At 35.6% G+C, this 21,352-nt stretch carries 29 protein-coding genes and 1 pseudogene; 21 read left to right on the forward strand and 9 right to left on the reverse strand.

Annotation, left to right across the window (positions count from 1 at the left end):
• Positions 1-83 precede the first annotated feature (83 nt).
• From LRP84_RS15605 to LRP84_RS15655, 12 genes and pseudogenes are all read left to right on the forward strand, one after another.
• Positions 84-1,874 carry an ATP-binding protein gene (locus LRP84_RS15605; RefSeq protein ID WP_302850610.1) on the forward strand — a complete coding sequence of 597 codons (1,791 nt, stop codon included), beginning with the start codon at positions 84-86 and terminating at the stop codon, positions 1,872-1,874.
• Between the two features lie 1,013 nt (positions 1,875-2,887).
• Entirely contained in the window at positions 2,888-3,127 is a 240-nt protein-coding gene (locus LRP84_RS15610) for a chromosome segregation protein SMC (RefSeq protein WP_230575926.1), read from the forward strand.
• A 94-nt stretch (positions 3,128-3,221) separates the two neighbouring features.
• Positions 3,222-3,353, forward strand: coding sequence for a hypothetical protein (locus LRP84_RS22490; RefSeq protein WP_302850606.1), 132 nt, complete (start codon positions 3,222-3,224; stop codon positions 3,351-3,353).
• Positions 3,354-3,396: 43 nt separating this feature from the next.
• Positions 3,397-4,005: pseudogene (locus LRP84_RS15615) on the forward strand (ATPase, T2SS/T4P/T4SS family); the annotation flags it as partial.
• Entirely contained in the window at positions 3,992-5,032 is a 1,041-nt protein-coding gene (gene comGB / locus LRP84_RS15620; RefSeq protein ID WP_302850607.1) for a competence type IV pilus assembly protein ComGB, read from the forward strand. The pseudogene LRP84_RS15615 and the gene comGB, both read left to right, overlap by 14 nt.
• A gap of 12 nt (positions 5,033-5,044) precedes the next feature.
• Complete coding sequence (comGC, locus tag LRP84_RS15625) at positions 5,045-5,350, forward strand: competence type IV pilus major pilin ComGC (RefSeq protein WP_230575928.1); 306 nt, start codon at positions 5,045-5,047, stop codon at positions 5,348-5,350.
• On the forward strand, positions 5,347-5,781 hold the full coding sequence (gene comGD / locus LRP84_RS15630) for a competence type IV pilus minor pilin ComGD (protein WP_230575929.1): 435 nt from the start codon (positions 5,347-5,349) through the stop codon (positions 5,779-5,781). The genes comGC and comGD overlap by 4 nt, the downstream gene beginning before the upstream one ends.
• Positions 5,771-6,088 carry a competence type IV pilus minor pilin ComGE gene (gene comGE, locus LRP84_RS15635; protein WP_230575930.1) on the forward strand — a complete coding sequence of 106 codons (318 nt, stop codon included), beginning with the start codon at positions 5,771-5,773 and terminating at the stop codon, positions 6,086-6,088. The genes comGD and comGE overlap by 11 nt, the downstream gene beginning before the upstream one ends.
• Positions 6,075-6,521 (forward strand): competence type IV pilus minor pilin ComGF, encoded by a 447-nt coding sequence (gene comGF / locus LRP84_RS15640; protein WP_230575931.1) that lies wholly within the window; start codon positions 6,075-6,077, stop codon positions 6,519-6,521. The genes comGE and comGF overlap by 14 nt, the downstream gene beginning before the upstream one ends.
• Positions 6,518-6,895 (forward strand): competence type IV pilus minor pilin ComGG, encoded by a 378-nt coding sequence (comGG, locus tag LRP84_RS15645; RefSeq protein ID WP_230575932.1) that lies wholly within the window; start codon positions 6,518-6,520, stop codon positions 6,893-6,895. Before comGF ends, comGG begins: the two co-directional genes overlap by 4 nt.
• A 1-nt stretch (position 6,896) precedes the next feature.
• Positions 6,897-7,394, forward strand: coding sequence for a shikimate kinase (locus LRP84_RS15650; protein WP_230575933.1), 498 nt, complete (start codon positions 6,897-6,899; stop codon positions 7,392-7,394).
• A 36-nt stretch (positions 7,395-7,430) separates the two neighbouring features.
• Positions 7,431-7,631 carry a YqzE family protein gene (locus LRP84_RS15655; protein ID WP_230575934.1) on the forward strand — a complete coding sequence of 67 codons (201 nt, stop codon included), beginning with the start codon at positions 7,431-7,433 and terminating at the stop codon, positions 7,629-7,631.
• 470 nt (positions 7,632-8,101) lie between these two features.
• Here LRP84_RS15655 and LRP84_RS22495 read toward each other — a convergent pair whose 3' ends face one another.
• Entirely contained in the window at positions 8,102-8,227 is a 126-nt protein-coding gene (locus tag LRP84_RS22495; RefSeq protein ID WP_302850608.1) for a hypothetical protein, read from the reverse strand.
• Between the two features lie 598 nt (positions 8,228-8,825).
• Between LRP84_RS22495 and LRP84_RS15660 the strand changes: the two genes are divergently transcribed.
• From LRP84_RS15660 to LRP84_RS15675, 4 genes are all read left to right on the forward strand, one after another.
• Positions 8,826-9,368, forward strand: coding sequence for a peroxiredoxin (locus LRP84_RS15660; protein WP_230575935.1), 543 nt, complete (start codon positions 8,826-8,828; stop codon positions 9,366-9,368).
• Between the two features lie 21 nt (positions 9,369-9,389).
• Positions 9,390-9,833 carry a TlpA family protein disulfide reductase gene (locus LRP84_RS15665; RefSeq protein ID WP_230575936.1) on the forward strand — a complete coding sequence of 148 codons (444 nt, stop codon included), beginning with the start codon at positions 9,390-9,392 and terminating at the stop codon, positions 9,831-9,833.
• A gap of 305 nt (positions 9,834-10,138) precedes the next feature.
• A complete protein-coding gene (locus LRP84_RS15670) occupies positions 10,139-10,360 on the forward strand; it encodes a hypothetical protein (protein WP_098307708.1) in 222 nt (73 codons plus the stop codon).
• A 92-nt stretch (positions 10,361-10,452) separates the two neighbouring features.
• Positions 10,453-10,599 (forward strand): hypothetical protein, encoded by a 147-nt coding sequence (locus LRP84_RS15675; protein ID WP_098308035.1) that lies wholly within the window; start codon positions 10,453-10,455, stop codon positions 10,597-10,599.
• A 177-nt stretch (positions 10,600-10,776) separates the two neighbouring features.
• Here LRP84_RS15675 and LRP84_RS15680 read toward each other — a convergent pair whose 3' ends face one another.
• Both LRP84_RS15680 and LRP84_RS15685 read right to left on the reverse strand, forming a co-directional pair.
• Positions 10,777-11,571: a YqhG family protein gene (locus tag LRP84_RS15680; RefSeq protein ID WP_230575937.1), complete on the reverse strand. Its 795-nt coding sequence runs from the start codon at positions 11,569-11,571 to the stop codon at positions 10,777-10,779.
• Entirely contained in the window at positions 11,558-13,240 is a 1,683-nt protein-coding gene (locus LRP84_RS15685) for a DEAD/DEAH box helicase (protein WP_230575938.1), read from the reverse strand. Before LRP84_RS15685 ends, LRP84_RS15680 begins: the two co-directional genes overlap by 14 nt.
• Before the next feature lie 260 nt (positions 13,241-13,500).
• Here LRP84_RS15685 and gcvT point away from each other — a divergent pair, with 260 nt between their 5' ends.
• The 5 genes from gcvT to LRP84_RS15710 all read left to right on the forward strand — a co-directional run bounded on the left by gcvT (position 13,501) and on the right by LRP84_RS15710 (position 18,184).
• On the forward strand, positions 13,501-14,601 hold the full coding sequence (gene gcvT, locus LRP84_RS15690; protein ID WP_230575939.1) for a glycine cleavage system aminomethyltransferase GcvT: 1,101 nt from the start codon (positions 13,501-13,503) through the stop codon (positions 14,599-14,601).
• Between the two features lie 20 nt (positions 14,602-14,621).
• On the forward strand, positions 14,622-15,965 hold the full coding sequence (gene gcvPA / locus LRP84_RS15695; protein ID WP_230575940.1) for an aminomethyl-transferring glycine dehydrogenase subunit GcvPA: 1,344 nt from the start codon (positions 14,622-14,624) through the stop codon (positions 15,963-15,965).
• Entirely contained in the window at positions 15,962-17,437 is a 1,476-nt protein-coding gene (gene gcvPB, locus LRP84_RS15700) for an aminomethyl-transferring glycine dehydrogenase subunit 2 (protein ID WP_230575941.1), read from the forward strand. Before gcvPA ends, gcvPB begins: the two co-directional genes overlap by 4 nt.
• Positions 17,438-17,708: 271 nt before the next feature.
• Positions 17,709-17,933, forward strand: a complete 225-nt coding sequence (locus LRP84_RS15705; protein ID WP_098307696.1) for a DUF3929 family protein — start codon at positions 17,709-17,711, stop codon at positions 17,931-17,933.
• A gap of 59 nt (positions 17,934-17,992) precedes the next feature.
• Positions 17,993-18,184, forward strand: a complete 192-nt coding sequence (locus LRP84_RS15710) for a hypothetical protein (RefSeq protein ID WP_098307694.1) — start codon at positions 17,993-17,995, stop codon at positions 18,182-18,184.
• Positions 18,185-18,223: 39 nt separating this feature from the next.
• On the opposite strand, the gene LRP84_RS15715 is transcribed toward LRP84_RS15710, so the two are convergent.
• The 6 genes from LRP84_RS15715 to LRP84_RS15740 all read right to left on the reverse strand — a co-directional run bounded on the left by LRP84_RS15715 (position 18,224) and on the right by LRP84_RS15740 (position 21,094).
• The gene (locus LRP84_RS15715; protein ID WP_230575942.1) at positions 18,224-18,382 is read right to left on the reverse strand and encodes a hypothetical protein; all 159 of its coding nucleotides are present in this window, start codon (positions 18,380-18,382) and stop codon (positions 18,224-18,226) included.
• A 59-nt stretch (positions 18,383-18,441) separates the two neighbouring features.
• Entirely contained in the window at positions 18,442-18,672 is a 231-nt protein-coding gene (locus LRP84_RS15720) for a DUF3975 family protein (protein WP_230575943.1), read from the reverse strand.
• A gap of 39 nt (positions 18,673-18,711) precedes the next feature.
• Positions 18,712-19,026, reverse strand: a complete 315-nt coding sequence (locus LRP84_RS15725; RefSeq protein WP_098307688.1) for a DMT family transporter — start codon at positions 19,024-19,026, stop codon at positions 18,712-18,714.
• 2 nt (positions 19,027-19,028) lie between these two features.
• Positions 19,029-19,361, reverse strand: coding sequence for a DMT family transporter (locus tag LRP84_RS15730; protein ID WP_230575944.1), 333 nt, complete (start codon positions 19,359-19,361; stop codon positions 19,029-19,031).
• A gap of 68 nt (positions 19,362-19,429) precedes the next feature.
• On the reverse strand, positions 19,430-20,011 hold the full coding sequence (locus tag LRP84_RS15735; RefSeq protein ID WP_230575945.1) for a TetR/AcrR family transcriptional regulator: 582 nt from the start codon (positions 20,009-20,011) through the stop codon (positions 19,430-19,432).
• Positions 20,012-20,116: 105 nt separating this feature from the next.
• The gene (locus LRP84_RS15740) at positions 20,117-21,094 is read right to left on the reverse strand and encodes a LacI family DNA-binding transcriptional regulator (RefSeq protein WP_230575946.1); all 978 of its coding nucleotides are present in this window, start codon (positions 21,092-21,094) and stop codon (positions 20,117-20,119) included.
• Positions 21,095-21,352 lie beyond the last annotated feature (258 nt).

Consider the following 21,352-nt stretch of genomic DNA (forward strand, 5'->3'; position numbering starts at 1 on the left):
CTTATAATCTTAAAGGAGTGAGTTGTGTGAAGTTAGAAAAAGTGATTATAAAAAACTTTCGTTAGTATGACACATATACAGAGATAAAATTTGATGATTTAACGACTATTGTGGGAAAAAATGACGTAGGTAAATCAACTGTTTTGGAAGCTTTAGAGATTTTCTTTAATAATAGTACAGTAAAAATTGATGCAAAAGATTATTGTGTAAAAACAGGTAATCCTAATGTATTGATTGGATGTGTTTTTTCTGGATTTGCAGAAGAAATTATTTTAGATGAGACTGCACCTACAACTTTTAAAGATGAATTTTTACTTAACGAATACGGAATGTTAGAAGTTCATAAAATATATGATTGTTCTAAAAAAACAATTAAACCAGAAATTTATTTAAAAGCATTGTATCCTAATGAGGCTATAGAGAAGGATAAAGCTTTAATTCAGTTAACACAAACCGAATTGCAACGAAAAGTAAAGTCTATAGATTTAGAAAATGGACCTACAGATTTACGGACAAATCATTTAATGAGAAAAGATATTTTTAGTTCGATAGACTTAACGAATTTAGCTATTCGTCTTATAGCCTTAAATAAGGGAGATAGTGGTACAGTTTGGGAAAAAATAAATCCAACGTTACCTATTTTTACTTTGTTCCAATCAGATAGACCAAGTTTAGATGGAGATTCGGAAGTTCAAGACCCTATGAAAGTGGCTATAAAGGAAGCCTTGGAAGATGTTCGGGAACAATTAGAAGATATTGAGAAAATGGTTCAAGAAAAAGCGATGAATGTTGCTAACTTAACATTAGAAAAATTAAAAGAAATGGACCCTTTATTAGCAAATGAATTAACACCTAGTATCTCGGAAACCCCAAAATGGTCGAATGTATTTAAATTAACACTAGAAGGGGATGAGGGGATTCCTATAAATAAACGAGGAAGTGGAGTAAGAAGGTTAATTCTTTTGAATTTCTTTAGGGCTGCTGCTGAAAAGCAAGATAGTAGTACAGGCAGGAATATAATTTATGCAATCGAAGAACCTGAAACTGCACAACATCCGTCTAATCAAATTATGTTGGCAGAGGCATTATTGAAATTAAGTAAAAAAGAAAACACACAAGTTATATTAACAACGCATGTCCCTGCATTTTCCAGCTTATTACCAACAGATTCTTTAAGGTTAATTGTAAATACGGAACAAGGTAAAAGTATTTTAAGTTCTAATACTAATGAATCAGTATTAGAAAAAATAGCTGAAACTCTAGGTGTATTTGCATCACCTATTAGTAGAGGAGTAAAAGTGGCTGTTTTTGTTGAGGGACCTAATGATTTAAGTATACTAAAAATATTAAGTTCAATAATTGCCCGAGAAAATCCTCAAATTGTAGATTTATCTACTTCTGATGATGTAGTGATTATTCCTTGTGGAGGGGATACATTAAGAGGTTGGGTTGAAAATCAATATTTGAAACAATTGAATGTACCCGAGATACACATTTATGATAGAGATATTGTGGAAGAGGGTAAAGAACCGAAGTATGAAAAGTGGTGTAAAAAAGTAAGGGAAAGAAATGATGGTTCGGTAGCTTATTTAACGACAAAAAGAGAGATTGAAAACTATATTCATCCAGATGCAATAAAAGAGTTTTATGGATTAACTGAATTGATGTTTGGTCCCCATGATGATGTGCCTAATTTGGTGGCTGGTCTAACTCCATATGGGGAGAGTAACGTAAAGAAGAAATTGAATAATCATGTTGCTAGACGCTTAACATATGAACAAATTAAAGAAATGGATACTGAAAATGACATTGAGGGAAAATGGCTTTTATTTATTAGTCAATGTGTTAACGGTATAGTTGTTGAAACGATTTAGGATTAAGCCATTCTAAAACTAGATCTCCGAACCAAGTTCGTGAATATGTAATACTACCTAGTAGAAAAAATCGTTAAATATAGAAGTATGGAATATATTTCGAGTCCTTACAGTAGTATTGGCATAATGCTGTGTGAAACCACATAAGTAAGATAAATGCATAGAAACTTGAGTACTAGAGTTTTTGGACACGGGTTCAAATCTCTTTAATATTTTACATAAGTCATCCAACATCTTGAATTGAAGGTGTTGGATTTTTTTTATTTGAAATAAAAAAAGCGTATGTACCCTTGTAGTAAATATATAATTTAACATGGATTTTAAATTATACATATTTTCAATCAAAACTCAACACTACTGATTGAGGCTACACAGCACCGCAATGACACAGGATTCCCTTCAATCATATGTGTCAATCAAAAACGTATTGCTAGAACGTAGATAAGGAAGGACTGTATAATACCAATACTGGACCGTACTATATACCCTACTATCAGTGGCAAGAATACCAGTAGTAAGTGACAAGCATAGCACACAACAAGAGGCGAGGACAACAGCAAGGAAAGAACAACGAAAGAAGAACAAACAAACGAATGAAGAAAGAACGATGAACAAGTCATCAATGAATGAGTAATAAACGAGATCAGCGAGGACGTTATGCGGTGCATTGTGACGTCCTTAATATTCTTATATATAGATACTGTACCCTATGGGGGCGACCCCCTATAGTATGGCTGTCTACCTCTTGCTAAAAATTCGCACCAAATTTTAAAGCTGTTTCATGCACAATCACTCTAATAGCGTTCCCTGAGGCGATTAACTTTTGATTTGTGAACAATGCCCTTACTTTCTTTGCTGTATTGCAATCTAGGAAAGGGGTGTCCTCACTGTTTGTACTGATCTTTCCATTTCGAACCCCCTCAAAAAAATTGGGGGATTTTTCGGAAACCCTTTTCGGCACAACTGGTGTTGCTATAATTGTTATAAAACTTATTTTAGGAGGTCTAGCTACAATGACAGAAAATGAAAAGAAAATGATTGAGAAGATATATGAAAAGGTAACAGCAATGGAGAAGAAAGTAACTAAGTTAGAGGACAGTGTAACGAAATTAGAGGGTAGTTTTAAAGGATTAAGAAAAACATACGAACAGGGCTTTAGTGATGTGCGTAATAAGTTAGATGAAATCATTGAATTAAATAACAATAGGAAATCTGCAAGGGAGATTGTTGAGGGAATCACTGGGAAGGGTTAAAGCAAGTTTTAAAAATAAACTTTTAAAATAAATGTCCTATTTCAGTCCTTATTTGCAAGTACCTAACTGACAAGACAAATTCAGTGAGGTACTTATGAAAATGGAGAAAGTGATAGTTAAGAAAAAGAAACCAGTTAAAATAATCGTACAAGTTTTAAACGAACCATCTAAAGAAGCAATCATAAATACAGCAAAAATTTTAAGGACTTTAGGCACTTCTGCTTAGAGTCCTTTTTTTATTTCAAAGATTCTACCTAAAAACTTAACAAACTGGGTCAGGAAAAACAACAACGATGTATGCTCTTTTAGAAGTAGCGAAGAAGGAACAGACTCGCCGGATTGTTACGCTTGAAGATCCAGTTGAAAAGAAAAAGGACGGGTTATTACAAATTCAAATTAATGAAAAAGCTGGTATTACGTATGCAACTGGATTAAAAGCAATTTTACGTCATGACCCGGATATTATTTTAGTAGGAGAAATTCGAGATGAAGAAACGGCAAAGGTGGCGGTTCGAGCAAGTTTAACAGGCCATTTAGTTATGACGACATTGCATACAAATGATGCGAAGAGTGCAGTATTGCGCTTAATGGATTATGGTATTACCCTTCAAGAAATTGAACAGTCGTTATTAGCAGTAGCGGCACAACGACTAGTGGAATTGAAATGTCCATTTTGCAAAGGAAATTGCTCACCGTTATGTAAAGAAATGCGTCATGTACACCGAGCGAGCATTTATGAATTATTGTACGGTTATGAACTGAAAGAAGTAATTCGAGAAGCGAATGGAAAACAAGCGATGTACCAATATACAACGCTTCAAGATGAATTAAGAAAAGGATATGCACTAGGGTTTATTGAAGAAGATGTCTATGTTTAAACATGAGAGATGGCGGTTACATGAACAAGCTTTATTGCTGCGAAGGCTTGGCGAGCTCTTAGAGAAAGGGTATTCTTTATTACATGCATTAGAATTTCTTCATTTCCACTTAAATCCCCATAAACAAATACAGCTTCAAGATGCTGCTGAAGAATTTAAAAAAGGAAGTAGCCTGCATGATGTGTTTTATAAACTTGCATTTCACCCAGACATTTTAAGTTATTTATTTTATGCAGAGCAGCATGGTGACATTTCCTTTGCATTGCAACAAGGAAGCTCACTACTCAGCAGAAAAGATAAACATCAAAAAAATATGATGAAGGTATTGCGTTATCCACTTTTTCTTTCCTTGTTTCTATTAGGAATCCTTCTCGTATTTAATATGGTTCTTCTTCCGCAGTTTTCAACTTTATATGGTTCACTTCGCGGGTCTTCTTCTTCGTTTACAGACGATATTTTAACGTTTATTCAAGTGCTTCCGTATGTGATGGGTGGAGTTGCTTTGGCAATTGGTATTGCAGTGCTTATATACATGGTGTATGTAAAGAGGTTGCACCCAGTTAGGAGAATGAATATTTTTATACGAATGCCTCTTATAAAACAGTTTTTTATGTTAACAAACTCACACTATTTTGCAATCCAATTAAGTGGCCTTTTGCAAGGCGGGTTATCTATACTAGAAGCGCTCACATTAATGAAAGAACAAAAGCATCATCCATTTTTTCAATGCGAAGCTCTCGAAATACAGAAATTATTAACGATAGGCGAACATCTTGATTTCATTATGATGAATCGGCCTTACTACGAACGGGAGCTTTCTTATATTATTAAACATGGACAAGCAAATGGGAATTTAGCAGCTGAGCTGGCCGATTATAGTGAGATGACAATAGAAAAGATGGAAGAGAAAATTAATCGTATTTTATTTGTTGTGCAACCTCTTTTATTTGCATGTATCGGAATGGTTGTTATTCTTATGTATTTGGCGATGATTATGCCGATGTTTCAAATGATGGATTCTATTTAGGAGGCTTGTTCTGTGAAAAACGAAAAAGGCTTTACGTTGTTAGAAATGTTGCTTGTTATGCTTGTGATTTCTGTTTTGCTGCTTCTTATTATTCCAAATGTAGTAAAACAGCGCTCTTCTGTACAAGGAAAGGGATGCGATGCCTTTGTAAAGTCTGTTGAAGCGCAAGTACAAGCGTATCAATTAGAATATAATAAAATCCCAACAGTAGACGAGTTATACGATGGTAAATATATTACATCTAAAACTTGTCCAAAAGGTGAGAGTATTACAATTAATGCGACAGATGGGGAAGTTACAGTTGCAGGGAAATCGTGAAGAAAAATGGCTTTACGTTATTAGAAATGCTCATCGTATTAAGTGCTATCTCTATATTAAGTGTTGTAACATACTTTAATCTATCCTCAATATATGAAAAACAAAAAATTGATCAGTTTATGAATCAATTTTCTCAAGACATCCTTTTTATGCAGCAAGCAGCGATAAGCCATCGAAATCGTCATATGTTACGATGGTTTCCTAATCAGGCAAAGTATAGCGTTACATCTTCAGGAGAAACAGATCCTGTTCTTGTTCGTTACTATTCATCTGACATACAGGTGAACCTAAATACGTTTCCAAATCCAATGACTTACGGTGCTGATGGAAATATTAATAGAGGCGGCACAATTATTGTTTCTTATAAAACAAAAACGTATTATATCGTATTTCAGCTTGGGAGAGGAAGATTTACGTATTATGAAGTGTGAAAAGGGTTCTGTTATGCTGGAGATTCTTGTGTCCCTTAGTTTACTAATGATGACGGTCTCACTCTTGCTTCCGCAAACACTTCTCATTATGCAAGAACGAAAAAATATTCAACTTCGGTACAAAGCACAGCTATTCTTAAAAGAAGCAGCGGCCGCATATATGTATCATCATGTAATTTCACCAGTAATAGAAAAACAATATGAGAATGTAACGTATAGAATTCAATGGCAGGATGAAAAGGTATGTGTACGATGGAAAGATATGAAACGACGAGAAATTGAACGGTGTCGCTATGTTAAAAAATAGCAAAAAAGAAAAGGGATTTACGTTGTTAGAAGTTATGATGTGCTTTCTATTGTTATCGGTATTCTTTCTTCTTCTACCTCGTCTTCACGTATTATTTATAGAAACTCCATACTCTAAACAAGTTACGAATTGGGAATGGAATATTTTTTTAGAGCAAGTACAAATTGAGTTTCGAGAAGTAGAGGAAGGAAATAATGGCGACGGAAAATTATTTTTGAAAACAAAGACAGGAGAACGTATTACGTATGTTATGTCTGGAAATAATGTTGTTCGAAAAGTAAATGGGGCGGGACATGAAGTTCTTTTGCAAAAAGTAGAGAATATTTCTTATGAATTAACAGCGCATACATTGATAATACGCGTGCAGGATATAAGTGGTAAGGTATATGATGGTGTTGTTACTCGTTATTCTGCTATTGAGGTGAATAGATGAGATCAGAAAGTGGATTTACAATGCCAGGAACGATTATTCTCATATTGTTGCTCATGTCTTTCTTTGTATATGAGACAAATATATTCTTATCAGATCAAAAGTTTTATGCAGAAGCAGAAGAATTATTTATATTAGAAGAAATAGTGGATCAAGCTATTGCAGAACTGAAACAAGAGTTAAAAACTGGAATGGAAAAAAGGGCATTTTTTTATACGTATGAAAAAGGGGAAGCGAAGGGAGATTACACAATAGTAGATGGGGATGCTTTTATTACTTTGCAGTGTATAACGAAACGAAAGCTCACATATAAAGTGAGCTTTCGTTATAATACAAATAACGAAGCGATTACGAATTGGCAAGAGGAGAGGTTATAGTATGAGGGCATTATATATAACAGGTTTTATGGGAGCTGGGAAAACGACAATCGGTAAAGCATTAAGCAGTGTACTTCATATCCCGGTCATTGATACAGATCAACGTATTGAAGAAAAGACAAAGAAAATCATTCGAGATATCTTTTCTGAAGAAGGGGAGGATGTCTTTCGAAAGTATGAAAGTGAAGTGCTGCAATTACTGCCGACAAAGGATTGTATTATTACAACAGGAGGGGGAATAGTCGAAAAAGCTGAGAATCGACAATGGATGAAAGAACATGGCACTTTAATTTACTTGTACTGTGATCCATATGTAATCGCAGAGCGAATTGCCGGGGATACAACAAGACCATTATTTCAAAAAGAAAACATACCATCATTTATAGAGAAATTTGAAAAGCGTCAAGCCTATTATGAAGAAGCGGTATTGAAGATAGAAACGACAAATAAAAGCATTGAAACAATTGTGCAAGAAATTCAAACGCAGATTAAGGAATAAAAAAGTGGACATACTAATCTAGTAGGGGTGAGAGATATGTCTACAAATGATTATATAAGGTATGTGACACAACAATTCGTATCCTATATGGATGCTCCAAAAGCTGACCGAAAACAAAAACGGCAACAGCGCCGTGAAGAGAGAGAGCCATTATTAAATCGTTGGTTTGGTATGCTGCCATTAAGTGCTGCACTATTTTACCGGCAAGTGAAGAAAAAGCGAAAGAAATCAAGTTAATGATTTTTGGAATAATTTACAACTAGAAAAGAATTGTATGTCATAGTACAATTTCTACGGCGAGTTGTACTCGTCATTTATTCGACAATATAACCTAAACGAGTAGCTCCACTGTTTACAAACAGTGGAGCTATTTGTTTATCCCGCATTAACGGTCAGTAAGACCCTCACCTCAAGAATCAGAGAAAAGCAAAGAAGATAGGTGGGGAATAACTGCCCGTAAAAGCCCGATTGGTGAGAGCTTTCCATCAGTGGGGGATGAAGAAAGCCCACACTGATGGAAGTTTCACTTTATCCCGCTAATTTTGGTCCTTTTGTTTGTTTCTCACTTAACTAATGCACCCGTTAGTTCCATATATTTACCTTAAAATAAAAAGACTACCTTATGACGTTCTACTGTTAGTATCCCTAAAAACATCAGATTAAATTTGAGGTACAGAGGGACAGGTTAACTGTCCCATATTGTTTACTTATTTTGGATTTTTTTGGGCTCTTAATGCTATTTTTTCAAGTCCATTTTCTCCTGAAAATTCTACATCTGCTTTTGGCTGAACATTTTTATTATTTTTAAATTGGTTATTCTTGTTTTTAGCCATTTTTTCACCGCCCTTGTAGTTTAATTTAGTTATTCCTTCAAGGATGCCAACTATTATAAATTACACTATATAAAAATACTGGAGTAATATTTTTCGTTATTGGCATCCACGATTTTAGTTTGCTTTCTTTTTTGTTGGCTATGCTATTTGATTTTCTTTAACAGAGCCAAAGAAAAAGAAACACTCTACTTTAAACCAATAAAAAACCCCCACTGATGGAAGTTTCACTTTATAAGTTAAATTTCTGCTTCTGTCACTTGCTTAATTTTATAACCAATTCAAAGGAAACCCAGCTCTGATGCCTATCGAAACGAACCAACCAATTTCTGTCATAATTTCTTTCATTTCTCCGCATCCATCTACTCCAAACTTAGAAATCATATAAAGCTATATAATTTTGTTTCATCAAAGTCCTCCACGGCTTGTATTTTACGAAAAATAATTCTGAATATTAAATCTATTTAATTGATAAATAAACTCAAATTAAAATAATTTTAATTTAATGTTGACTTCAATTTAATAACATGTATAATATTAATTATAATCATTATAAAGTAAAAATAAATATTAATTAGTTTTTAGGAGGAATAATAGGGATATGACAAAACGTTTAGTAGGAAAACAAGCACCGCGTTTTGAGATGAATGCTGTGATGCCAAATAAAGAATTTAAAAAAGTTGGTTTAGAAGAAAACATGAAAAATGATAAATGGACAGTGCTATATTTCTATCCAATGGATTTCACTTTCGTTTGTCCAACTGAAATCATCGCCCTTTCTGATCGTTATGACGAATTTGAAGATTTAGACGCAGAGGTAATCGGTGTTTCTACAGATACAGTGCACACACATTTAGCGTGGATTAATACGGATCGTACGAAAAATGGTTTAGGTGATTTACGTTATCCATTAGCAGCGGATACAAATCACACTGTATCAAGTGACTATGGTGTGTTATTAGAAGAAGAAGGTATTGCACTTCGTGGATTATTCATTATAAATCCAGGTGGTGAATTAATGTATCAAGTCGTACACCATAACAATATCGGACGTGAAGTAGACGAAGTATTACGTGTTCTACAAGCACTACAAACAGGTGGACTTTGCCCAGCAAACTGGAAACCAGGGCAAGAAACGTTATAATTTAAAGGGGGAATTAAAGTTATGAAATTACGCGAGCAAATGCCATCATTAGAAGGCGCAACACAAATGTTAAATGATACAATCACACGTGAAGAGTTAATTGGCGATAAACCAACGCTTATTCACTTTTGGTCAGTAAGTTGTTATCTATGTAAAGAAGCAATGCCAGAAGTAAATGAATTACGCGATGAGTACGATGATCGTTTAAATGTTGTTGCAGTTCATATGCCTCGTTCAGAAGAAGATTTAGATTTAGTTGTGATTGAAAAAATGGCAGAGAGCCATGATATTATTCAACCGATTTTAGTGGACAGCAAGCATGTAATTACAGATGCATTTGAAAATAAATATGTCCCTGCATATTACGTATTTGATAAAGAAGGTAAACTGCGTCATTTCCAAGCAGGTGGCAGCGGCATGCCAATGCTTCGCAAACGTCTTGAGCGTGTATTAAACGAAGAATAGAAACAAATATCTTTTGTTTCATTGATGATTGATTGTGTATATTTTATGTTTCCTGTTTGTAAAGTAAGCAAGAATAAGAAACAAAAAATGATTACCTCTAGCAGGGTAATCATTTTTGTTATATAATAATTAAAACGCTTTCATTTTTTGGGATTGTTCACAAATTTGTCTAAATTACACATTAATACTGTGGCAATGTTGTTTTATAATGAAACTAATCATTAATACGTGCATACATTAATTGTGAAATAAATAACATATTGAATCTATACAAATGTAAACGTTATCAAAAAGAGGTGGTATAAATGAGTAAATTTTTCTTTGATCAAAACCCTGCAAGAGTTGAGGACGGAAAGTTGGTAGAATATGCGGAAACGATTTATGGAAAAGGTGGGCGTTCTGTATTAGAAAATTTAATTATAAAGGCATCAATTCGACTACGTGATCGTTATCCTCATAAGTCTGATGAGCAGATTTCTTTTCTTGTGAATCAAGGGCTGCATGATATGTTTCAAAAGTATGTGTAAGGAGAGGCCAGTGCCTCTCCTTACTTTTTTGCATAAGGAAAATTATGATTGCTAAAACTAATGTTGAAGTATATGTGAGTGGGGTGAACAAAATGAGTAACGGAGCAGGCGGTTCAAAGAAGAATAAAGAAACAGATGCAAATCATGTGAGTGCAAAACAGAGAGAATATCAAAAGCGAATGACAAAGATTCAACAACAAGAACATAACGATGGTCGAAAATATAATGGGAAAATATAAAGTGAAACTTTCATCAGTAGGGGGCTTCATCCCCCGCTGATGGTTAGTTGAACCAATCGGGCTTTTACGGGCAGTTATTCCCCACCTATCTTCTTCGATTTTCTCTGAATCTTGAGGTGGGGGTCTTACTGCCCAAAAGTAGCGGGATAAAAAAAGCACCTTCTAGAAGGTGCTTTTTTATGTTAGAAAATGATTTGCTGTGACATAAAACAGTCCGCCGTTTATAATTTGCATGGTAATTCGCGGTTCATATTGTTCTTGCAATGCTTGTTTTTCTATCGCGTAGCTTTCTGGTAATTCATCACTTTCCGCGTAAAAGCGATTTAATAGTTGTAAATCGTGATTCCAACGCACTTTTGCTTCTTCAGCCCATGTGTGATCGTCTGTCCCAATGACATTTTTCATTGCTTCTTCAATTCTAGATAACCCGCTTTGCGGTTTAATAATAGGTGTTAATGTAAAACAAAAATCAGGGATTTTTGGTGTTAGATGAAGTGTTGCTAATGCCTCATGAAAATTTGTAATCATCGTACCAGAAATAAGATGGATACCGACGGAATATAGCATATCTTTTTTTCGATCACATTGATAGGAGACTTTTATATTGACGCCAAGCCAAGGATGAAGAGGAGTGCTTGCGTGCCCATTAGAATGAACATCTTCAAATAAGCGGATGTAAGCACCTAATTCCTTTGTAGCTTGGAAAATTTGATGTAATCGCGGAGAACCATAGTGAATGAGCTCGCCTTCTTTCTCCTCATGTTTTGGATCGGTAATGAATGTAAGTCGCATCGGATTTGGTGTACCGCCGGTTTTCTCAAGATAATGCCAGTAAAATGGACGGTTCATCAGCAGCTTGTCCATATCAATTGTTAATTGTACGTCTAGTAGATGCGGAAAACGCTGTAAAATTTCACAGCTATTTGCCTCGAAAAAACAACTTAAATAATGATGAATTTCATGTTGCTGCATAACCACGCACCTCAGTTTCATTTCGTTTTGCAAATTCAATAATGGACGTCAAGTTTTCCATTTTTATTCGGATTTCTCCTTCACTTTTGGAATGTGCAAAAATATCTTGAATGTGCGCATCGATATTTTTCATATTAATTCTTGTCAAAATTTCATCTAAATCGCCAATTACACGCTCAAATAAGTTAATTTTTTCATACAGCAATTTTAAAATATGTTCTTCTACTGTATGTTTCGTTGCCAAATTATAAATATGAACATCATGTTTTTGTCCAAGACGATGAATACGTCCGATTCTTTGTTCAAGTCGCATCGGATTCCAAGGCAGGTCATAGTTAATCATATAATTGCAAAATTGTAAATTAATCCCTTCACCACCTGCTTCTGTCGCGATCAATACTTGTGCATGGTTTTGAAATAATTCTTTCATCCAATCTTTTTTACCACGTTTAAATCCGCCGCGAAATGGTACAGACGAGATACCATGCTGCTTTAAAAACCATTGTAAATACATTTGAGAAGCACGATATTCCGTAAAGATTACAACTTTATCATTAATTTCTTTAATGATTTCTAATGTTTTATTTGCTTTTGAATTGGAAGAAATACAATTAATTTTTTCTATTAACACATCTATGTATGGATCTAGTGTATAGTGTTCATCTTCTTTTTGCCGTTTTTCTACATGCTTTTTGAGTGAGAAATAAACAGCTTCTCGGCTGCTGCATGCCTCACGCTTTAATGTTAAAGCAGAAAATGCAGAAGTAAATGCCTCTTGCCTTTTCCACCCTTCAATCGCATCGTATAAGGCTTTCTCTTGTTCATTGAAATCTAGAAAGAGCGTATGAACATGTCGTTTTGGCCATTCAATGCCGGTGTCATGCCGGCGATTCCGTACCATTACTTTATTGATGAGTTCTTTTAAATGTTCATCTGTTTCAGCGCTGCGATTTTTAGAAGCATAATATTCTTCAAAGTTGGATTGATTGCCGAGATGGCCAGGTTTTAATAATGAGACAAGATTAAAGATTTCATCAATGCGATTTTGAACAGGTGTTGCTGTAAGTAATAAACAAAACTTTTTCTTTAATAGTTGCGCAAATTCATAGTTTTTCGTTTTGTTGTTTTTTAGTTTATGTGCTTCATCGATAATAATGAGGTCGTATTCTAAATTTAAAACAATATCACGGTGCGGAGAGCGCTTTGCTGTATCGATGGAAGAAACGATAACATCAGCTTGCTCCCAGGAGTAACTTTTTCTTTGTGCGACAGCTGGAATGAAAAATTTCGTATTCAATTCATATGCCCATTGTGAAACGAGTGAAGCAGGTACAAGAATAAGTACTTTTTTCACAAGTCCGCGCACCATATATTCTTTTAAAATAAGCCCAGCTTCAATTGTCTTTCCAAGACCAACCTCATCTGCTAAGATTGCTTTTCCGTTCATTTGTTCAATGACTGTTTGTGCTACTTCTAACTGGTGTGGAAGCGGCGTGAAATTAGGTAAATGCTTGGGTGCTTGTAGCCCGTCAAATGTTGGAATGAGAAGAGACTTCTCTGTTTGATATGCTAGATGAAATAGTTCCCAATTTGTCCACGGACCATCTTCTTCTATTCGTTTTAAGAAGTTTTCTTGCCAAGAACGATCTATTGAAATTTCGACATTCATGGATAAAATCTCACCTTCTATAAATTCTAAATTATTTTTTTAGCTAGAATATTGATGAAACGACTCGAAAAATGTTAGGATAATGGTGTGAAATGTGTGGAATCTTTCGTATTTTATCCAAGAAAGTACTTTTTTATTTGCGCTTTCATAAAAAAATAGGGCGAGATTCCGTATATCCCATCTTTTCAGAATTGAAAATGTTTAGATATGGGAAGCCAACTTTTATTGATTTGTCATAGACAGCGTAAGGGGGAGAGAACATGATTACATTACAACGTACACCGCTATTTGATGTATACGCGAAGTATGGTGGGAAGACAATTGATTTTGGTGGTTGGGAATTGCCAGTTCAATTTTCGAGCATTAAAGAAGAACACGAGGCTGTTCGCACAGCAGCAGGTCTTTTTGATGTGTCTCACATGGGAGAAGTAGAAGTAAAAGGTGCAGATAGTTTAGCATTTTTACAACGTATAGTTACAAACGACGTTTCTATCTTAAAGGTAGGCGGAGCACAATATACGGCAATGTGTTACGAAGATGGCGGTACAGTAGATGATTTATTAATCTACAAACGCGGGGAAGAAGACTATTTATTAGTAATCAATGCATCAAATATTGAAAAAGATTACGAATGGTTAGCATCTCATGTAAGCGGTGATGTGCAAGTAGTCAACGTTTCTAGTGAAATTGCACAGCTTGCAATTCAAGGACCAAAAGCAGAAGGCATTTTACAAAAAGTTGTGTCAGAAGATTTGAAAGAAATAAAGTTCTTTAAATTTAAAGACCATGTTCTTGTAGATGGTGTAGAAGCGCTTGTATCTCGTACAGGTTACACAGGTGAAGATGGCTTTGAAATTTACTGTAAGAGTGAAGATGCTGCAAAACTTTGGGAGAAACTTCTTGAAGCAGGAGCAGAAGACGGCTTAAAACCATGTGGCTTAGGAGCACGTGATACACTTCGCTTTGAAGCAACACTTCCGCTTTATGGTCAAGAGTTATCGAAAGATATTACACCAATCGAAGCTGGAATTGGCTTTGCGGTAAAACCAAACAAAGAAGTAGATTTCTTTGGAAAAGAAACTTTAAAGGAACAAAAAGAAAACGGTGCACCTCGTAAATTAGTCGGCATCGAAGTAATTGAGCGTGGTATCCCGCGTACTCATTATCCAGTATATGTAGGCGATGAAAAAATCGGGGAAGTTACAAGTGGTACACAATCTCCAACGTTAAAGAAAAGCATCGGTTTAGCGCTAATTGATGTAAAATATGCAGCAATTGATACAGAAGTCGAAATTGAAATTCGTAACAAACGCGTCAAAGCAATTGTCGTTCCAACACCATTTTACAAACGTTCAAAGTAACGGGGAGAGGGGTAGATTTCATGTTGCATCGTTATCTTCCAATGACAGAAGAAGACAAAAAAGAAATGTTACAAACGATTGGTGTACAATCGATTGATGAATTATTTTCTGATATTCCAACAAGCGTTCGTTTTCAAGGGGATTTAAATATTAAACAAGCAAAATCAGAACCAGAACTTTTAAAAGAACTGTCTGAGCTTGCTCGTAAAAATGCAAATTTAAAAGACTATGCTTCCTTCCTAGGAGCAGGTGTATATGATCATTATGCACCAGTAATTGTTGATCATGTTCTTTCTCGTTCAGAATTTTATACAGCTTATACACCATACCAACCGGAAATTTCACAAGGGGAATTACAGGCAATCTTTGAATTCCAAACAATGATTTGTGAATTAACGGGAATGGATGTAGCAAACTCTTCTATGTATGACGGAGGTACAGCGTTAGCAGAAGCGGCGATGCTAGCAGCAGGTCATACTCGTAAAAAGAAAATTCTTGTTTCTAAAGCAGTTCATCCAGAATCAAGAGCAGTTCTTGAAACATATGCAAAAGGTCAACACCTTGAGGTTGTTGAAATTGATTATAAAGATGGCATAACAGACTTAAACGAATTACAAAGCAAAGTAGATGATACAGTAGCTTGCGTAATCGTTCAATATCCAAACTTCTTCGGACAAGTAGAGAAACTAGCTGATATTGAGAAAATCGTTCATCAGCAAAAATCATTATTTATCGTTTCTTCTAACCCATTAGCATTAGGAGCGTTAACACCACCTGGTAAATTTGGAGTGGATGTTGTTGTAGGCGATGCACAGCCATTTGGTATTCCAACTCAGTTTGGTGGCCCTCACTGCGGTTATTTCGCAACAACAAAAGCGTTTATGCGTAAGATTCCAGGACGCCTTGTTGGACAAACAGTAGATTCTGAAGGACAACGCGGTTTCGTATTAACGCTGCAGGCACGCGAACAACATATTCGCCGTGATAAAGCGACATCTAATATTTGCTCAAACCAAGCGTTAAACGCATTAGCAGCTTCTGTTGCAATGACAGCACTTGGAAAACAAGGTGTGAAGGAAATGGCACGTCAAAATGTTTCTAAAGCACAATACGCAAAACGTCAACTTGAAGCAAAAGGCTTTACGGTAACGTTTGCTGGACCGTTCTTCAATGAATTTGTTGTAGATTGCAAACGTCCAGTACAAGAAGTAAACGATGTATTATTACAAAAAAATATTATCGGTGGTTACGATCTTGGCCGTGATTATGCAGAACTTGCAAATCATATGCTTCTAGCTGTAACAGAGCTTCGCACAAAAGAAGAAATTGACACACTTGTAAACGAAATGGGGGCTATCCAATGAAGAATCAAGATCAAGCACTTATTTTTGAAATGAGTAGAGAAGGACGCGTAGGATATAGCTTACCCCAATTAGATGTAGAAGAAGTAAAGTTAGAGGATGTGTTTGAGAGCGATTATATCCGCGTAGAAGATGCTGAGCTTCCAGAAGTATCAGAGCTTGATATTATGCGCCATTACACAGCTCTTTCAAATCGTAACCATGGTGTTGATTCTGGGTTCTATCCATTAGGATCTTGTACAATGAAGTACAATCCAAAGATCAATGAAAATGTAGCACGTTTCCCTGGTTTAGCGCATATTCATCCGCTTCAAGATGAAAAGACAGTGCAAGGTGCAATGGAATTAATGTACGATTTACAAGAACATTTAATCGAAATCACAGGTATGGATACTGTTACACTTCAACCAGCAGCTGGTGCACATGGAGAGTGGACAGGGTTAATGTTAATCCGTGCATACCATGAAGCAAACGGTGACTATAACCGTACAAAAGTTATTGTTCCTGACTCTGCGCACGGAACAAATCCAGCATCTGCAACAGTAGCAGGATTTGAAACAATTACGGTAAAATCAAATGAAAATGGTCTTGTTGATTTGGAAGATTTAAAACGTGTTGTGAACGAAGAAACAGCGGCACTTATGTTAACAAATCCAAATACACTTGGTTTATTTGAAGAAAACATTTTAGAAATGGCGGAAATCGTTCATAATGCAGGTGGTAAATTGTATTATGATGGCGCAAACTTAAATGCAGTATTAAGTCAAGCGCGCCCAGGAGATATGGGATTTGACGTTGTGCATTTAAACCTTCATAAAACATTTACAGGTCCGCACGGCGGCGGTGGTCCAGGTTCTGGTCCAGTAGGTGTGAAAGCTGATTTAATTCCGTTTTTACCAAAACCAATTTTAGAGAAAACAGAAAATGGTTATCACTTTAACTACGATCGTCCACAAGCAATTGGACGCGTGAAACCATTCTATGGAAACTTCGGTATCAATGTTCGTGCTTATACGTATATTCGTTCTATGGGTCCAGACGGACTTCGTGCAGTAACAGAATATGCAGTATTAAATGCTAACTATATGATGAGAAGATTAGCTCCATTCTATGATCTTCCATTTGATAGACATTGTAAGCATGAATTTGTTTTATCTGGTCGTCGTCAAAAGAAACTTGGCGTACGTACACTTGATATTGCAAAACGTCTGCTTGATTTCGGCTACCATCCGCCAACAATTTACTTCCCATTAAATGTGGAAGAATGTATCATGATTGAGCCGACAGAAACAGAGTCAAAAGAAACATTAGATGGATTTATCGATACAATGATTCAAATCGCAAAAGAGGTAGAAGAGAACCCAGAAGTGGTTCAAGAAGCGCCGCATACAACAGTAATTAAGCGCCTTGATGAAACAATGGCAGCGCGTAAGCCGATTTTACGTTATCAAAAACCAGCTGTGGTACAAGTTTAATTATCAATAATAGGTTGGAGAGAACTCGCTATATGCGAGTTCTTTTCATATATTGCCGAAGAAAGTATTATTACCTAAAAAAGATGTTATAAAATTGCAGGTTTTATGTAAGATTGTGGAATTGTCATACTTTCTCAACATTTTTGTTGAAAAAGTCCCTTTGATAAAATTGTGTATTTTTGTTAGAATTTTAATGAAATTAAAGTAAATGAGAAGCAAAAATGTCAATTTTTCATACATATGTGAAGAAATGAACAAGGGGATGAAAAAGATGGGCTATAAGCGTTATAGGATGGTGTACCATTTAGAAAATGGTGAGATGATTAAGGATATTAAAGAATTTTATTACCAAGATACAGAAAAAATGTTAGAGAGAGTGAAACATCACGTATTAGATAATAAAAGTGTAACCGCAATCGATAGTAAAGGAACACTCATTCCAATCGCTTGTCATGATATTGTGAAAGTTGAGTTAGACCATTTACAGGAAAGTTAGTCTTGAGTCATAGGGGAGAATTCGTTACAATAAATGAGTAATTTAGAGAGGAGTTCGTTATGGGTAGTCAAAGACATTTTTACATGTTTATTGTTGCTTTTTTACTTGTTACAGTATTAACGGTATATTTAATTATTGATAGTCACTGGTACAATACAGTACATCCAGCAGTTCTTATTTTTATGTATGTCGGAATTGCGGTTGTGAGCTTTGGTATGAGAGATGAGATGTTAAATCGCTTTGAGAAGTGATACATATATGAAAGACCAACAGGGAAATGTTGGTCTTTTTTAATGCAACAAATTATGTACAACAAATTTATAAATTGACACCATGCTTGGTGAATAGGCAGGCACGTTATACGTATGTAGTACGAAACTAAAAAATACAACACATACAATAAAGACAAAAAATAGTAGCAAAATATGTTTATGTACAGAAGTTTGCATATAATCAGCTCCTTTTTTGGTAGTATGTGCAAAGGAGGGAATTATATGAAAAAAGACAGCTACTTCTTGTCAGAAGAACTGTCTTTTAAAAAGAATTTATTACAAAGTTTCGCGATACTCCAAATGATGATAATTCCAATTGAAGCGATAATCGACCAAGCAACGGAAGTTACTTCAAGAGCCATGTTTGGAATAAAAGAGATGATTAAAAATGCTTTATGAAATAACCATTCTACAATATGGAATATAGATTGCAATAAGAGTGCAATTGCAAGTACGATTCCTGTCATAATTTGTTTTCCTCTTTTTTCCACACAGCATTCACTTCATTAACTCATGAGTTTTAAACCAACCGCACCGCATAAGATGCAGCTTAAGAAAGCAAGGCGGCGCCAATCAGCAGATTCGCGGAAAATGATAATACCAAGCAGTGCGCTTCCTGCAGTTCCGATTCCCGTCCAGATTGCGTAAGCCGTTCCCATTGGCAGTGTATCCATTGCGAGAGACAGGAAAAGGAAGCTTACACCGAAGTTTGCAGCTAAAATGAGTTTTGGCATCCATCCTTTTTTTTCAGTGGCTATCTTCATAAAGATAACACCAGTAATCTCACATATACCAGCAATAATTAAAAATAACCATGCCATGTTTATGCAGCCTCCTTCTCTACTTGTTCACCTGTTACTCGTTTTAAACCAATAACACCAACAAAAATTAAACCGATAAAAAAGATTTTTACAATCGAAAATGGTTCGCCAAAAACAAAAATTTCTGTTAGCACAATACCTCCAGCTCCGATTCCTGTGAAAACAGCATACACAGTCCCTACAGGGAGTTTTGCATAAGCTTTAAATAATAGGAAAAAGCTAATAGCGATTGCAATCGCTACACCGATCCATTCCAGTGGTGTTGTTGCATGCTTTAAACCAATTACCCAAATAATTTCAATGATTCCTGCTAAAATAACATAAATCCATTCCATCATTCATTCTCCTTCCTACCAGTCGTTAGGTTTGGGACCGGAAAATGACGCATTGCGTATGCAATCCGTCATTTTGATAATCCGCGCCAAAACACTTTCCAAGATGCGTGTAATCGATTTTCAAAGGGGTGTATTCCAGCAAATAAAAATTCAACCATTAATCCGTCAATTAAACACAAATAAGCTGTAACAGCTTCTGCTACTTCAATGTTACAAAGTTCTTTTTTTTCTTTTGCTTGTTCAAATATAGGTACTAGAAGCTGCCCGATGTTTTCAATGTATGCATTTGCTTTTTCTACAATTTGCTCGCGAAAAGCATCGGGTGGAAAAAATGAAGTGCGAAGCCAAAACATTGTTTCAATGCCCTCTTGAAAGCGATGACCGTAATCTTTAAGAAGGCGGAATAAAAAGTCTCCAAACGGTGTGTTTTCCGGATTCGTAACATACTGTTTAAAGAATTGTAGATCCTTTTGTAAGGCTTCTTCTAAGCAAATAAAATATAGCTCTTCTTTTCCTTTAAAATGTGCATATATTGACGGCTTCTTAATACCAACATCTTGTGCAATGTTTGCTAGTGAAGTTCCTTCATAGCCATAGCGTGCAAAGTGTGAAAGTGCTACAGATTTTATGCGGTTTGCTGTCATGTTCATCCCCTACCTACCGTTCGTTAGTTAAAGTATAAGATAAAAAAAATATATAGTCAAGAAGGACAATTATACAAAATTGAACAGTGTAAAGCTCTAATAATAGGAGCTTTACACTGTTTCTCGTTCAATTAAACGAAACGGTAATTCTTCAGAAGTCCCTATAATCTGCTCATGTTGTACTTGTTCATAAAATAGTGAAAAAGCACGGTTCCCCATTGCTAGTCCAGGATGTTCAATGGTGGTTATTTCTAGTGCCTCAGAAATGGGATGATTGTCAAATCCAAGAATTGCCAAATCTTCTGGGACTCGCAATCCTTGTTTTTTTGCTTCTGTTAATAAGCCAGCAGCCACTTGGTCGCTTGCAGCGAAAAGAGCGGTGGGGCGACTTTTCATAGTTAGTATATTTTTGATTACGTTTGCGCCGTCTTGAATGTTGTAACAATGATAAAATAGCCAGTCTGTCTGTGCGCGTTTTCCAGCTGTACGAAGCGCATCAAAGAATGCTTGCTCGCGCTGTTTTGTATTCACACTTTTTTCGCGTGCTAAACAAAATCCAATGTGTTCGTGTCCATTTTGTAATAAATATTCTGTCCCAATACGGAAGCCGTCATAATGATTGACAAACACAGAAGATATAAGAGGATGTAGCAGTTTTTCACACGAAATGATAGGAGCGAACTTTGCATAAGGTTCAATTGCATCCCATGAACTTGTTCGAGAACAAATAATCATTCCATCAAATTGTTTCATCTTCATCATTTCGAGGACACGTATTTCCTCAATACTATCGTAATTTGTTTGACAAAGATTAATGCGATATCCTGCTTCAAGCGCCTTGTTTCCAATTCCTTCAATGATTGTACTAAAGTACGGCAGATTAATAAAAGGAAGCATAACACCAATCGTATATGTTTTTCCTTTTAGAAGATGAACTGCATTTACATTTTTGGCGTAATTCAATTCTTCGACAGCGTCTAGGACACGTTTTCTTTTTTCTGCACTGACATATGGATGTTCATTTAAGACGCGTGAAACAGTCGTAATAGAGACTCCGGCCGTTTTCGCAATTTGTTTTATATTTACCATATGTTTCACCTCTATTTTCATTATACAGGAAAAGGATGAGGGGAATTTTATGAAACACTTGACATGAAAAGCTTTTCATACTCTATTTTGTTAATAATGCTTTCCTCTATTCGCGTAACAATCATACTTGGCGTGAGAATAGGGAAAGTATTTTTGTCAAATTGTGTGAGATAAACGAGGAAAGTTTTCAGAGGTGAAACAGGAAGAAAAAGAGAATATGAACATAACATACGAAAGCTTCAATTGTATCTTGATAGA

Source organism: Bacillus rhizoplanae, from assembly GCF_917563915.1.
Classification (GTDB): Bacteria; Bacillota; Bacilli; order Bacillales; family Bacillaceae_G; genus Bacillus_A; species Bacillus_A rhizoplanae.

Bases quoted from the DNA above. Each gene is read 5' to 3' on its own strand.
- comGG (WP_230575932.1), top strand. From the start codon at position 6,518: ATGAGATCAGAAAGTGGATTTACAATGCCAGGAACGATTATTCTCATA.
- LRP84_RS22495 (WP_302850608.1), bottom strand. From the start codon at position 8,227: ATGGCTAAAAACAAGAATAACCAATTTAAAAATAATAAAAATGTTCAG.
- comGB (WP_302850607.1), top strand. From the start codon at position 3,992: ATGTCTATGTTTAAACATGAGAGATGGCGGTTACATGAACAAGCTTTA.
- LRP84_RS15675 (WP_098308035.1), top strand. From the start codon at position 10,453: ATGAGTAACGGAGCAGGCGGTTCAAAGAAGAATAAAGAAACAGATGCA.
- LRP84_RS15665 (WP_230575936.1), top strand. From the start codon at position 9,390: ATGAAATTACGCGAGCAAATGCCATCATTAGAAGGCGCAACACAAATG.
- gcvPA (WP_230575940.1), top strand. From the start codon at position 14,622: ATGTTGCATCGTTATCTTCCAATGACAGAAGAAGACAAAAAAGAAATG.
- LRP84_RS15740 (WP_230575946.1), bottom strand. From the start codon at position 21,094: ATGGTAAATATAAAACAAATTGCGAAAACGGCCGGAGTCTCTATTACG.
- gcvPB (WP_230575941.1), top strand. From the start codon at position 15,962: ATGAAGAATCAAGATCAAGCACTTATTTTTGAAATGAGTAGAGAAGGA.
- LRP84_RS15680 (WP_230575937.1), bottom strand. From the start codon at position 11,571: ATGCAGCAACATGAAATTCATCATTATTTAAGTTGTTTTTTCGAGGCA.
- LRP84_RS15670 (WP_098307708.1), top strand. From the start codon at position 10,139: ATGAGTAAATTTTTCTTTGATCAAAACCCTGCAAGAGTTGAGGACGGA.
- LRP84_RS15720 (WP_230575943.1), bottom strand. From the start codon at position 18,672: ATGACAGGAATCGTACTTGCAATTGCACTCTTATTGCAATCTATATTC.
- gcvT (WP_230575939.1), top strand. From the start codon at position 13,501: ATGATTACATTACAACGTACACCGCTATTTGATGTATACGCGAAGTAT.
- LRP84_RS15660 (WP_230575935.1), top strand. From the start codon at position 8,826: ATGACAAAACGTTTAGTAGGAAAACAAGCACCGCGTTTTGAGATGAAT.
- comGF (WP_230575931.1), top strand. From the start codon at position 6,075: ATGTTAAAAAATAGCAAAAAAGAAAAGGGATTTACGTTGTTAGAAGTT.
- LRP84_RS15685 (WP_230575938.1), bottom strand. From the start codon at position 13,240: ATGAATGTCGAAATTTCAATAGATCGTTCTTGGCAAGAAAACTTCTTA.
- LRP84_RS15710 (WP_098307694.1), top strand. From the start codon at position 17,993: ATGGGTAGTCAAAGACATTTTTACATGTTTATTGTTGCTTTTTTACTT.
- LRP84_RS15705 (WP_098307696.1), top strand. From the start codon at position 17,709: ATGGGCTATAAGCGTTATAGGATGGTGTACCATTTAGAAAATGGTGAG.
- LRP84_RS15715 (WP_230575942.1), bottom strand. From the start codon at position 18,382: ATGCAAACTTCTGTACATAAACATATTTTGCTACTATTTTTTGTCTTT.
- LRP84_RS15735 (WP_230575945.1), bottom strand. From the start codon at position 20,011: ATGAACATGACAGCAAACCGCATAAAATCTGTAGCACTTTCACACTTT.
- LRP84_RS15725 (WP_098307688.1), bottom strand. From the start codon at position 19,026: ATGGCATGGTTATTTTTAATTATTGCTGGTATATGTGAGATTACTGGT.
- LRP84_RS15610 (WP_230575926.1), top strand. From the start codon at position 2,888: ATGACAGAAAATGAAAAGAAAATGATTGAGAAGATATATGAAAAGGTA.
- comGE (WP_230575930.1), top strand. From the start codon at position 5,771: ATGAAGTGTGAAAAGGGTTCTGTTATGCTGGAGATTCTTGTGTCCCTT.
- LRP84_RS15650 (WP_230575933.1), top strand. From the start codon at position 6,897: ATGAGGGCATTATATATAACAGGTTTTATGGGAGCTGGGAAAACGACA.
- LRP84_RS15655 (WP_230575934.1), top strand. From the start codon at position 7,431: ATGTCTACAAATGATTATATAAGGTATGTGACACAACAATTCGTATCC.
- LRP84_RS15730 (WP_230575944.1), bottom strand. From the start codon at position 19,361: ATGGAATGGATTTATGTTATTTTAGCAGGAATCATTGAAATTATTTGG.
- LRP84_RS22490 (WP_302850606.1), top strand. From the start codon at position 3,222: ATGAAAATGGAGAAAGTGATAGTTAAGAAAAAGAAACCAGTTAAAATA.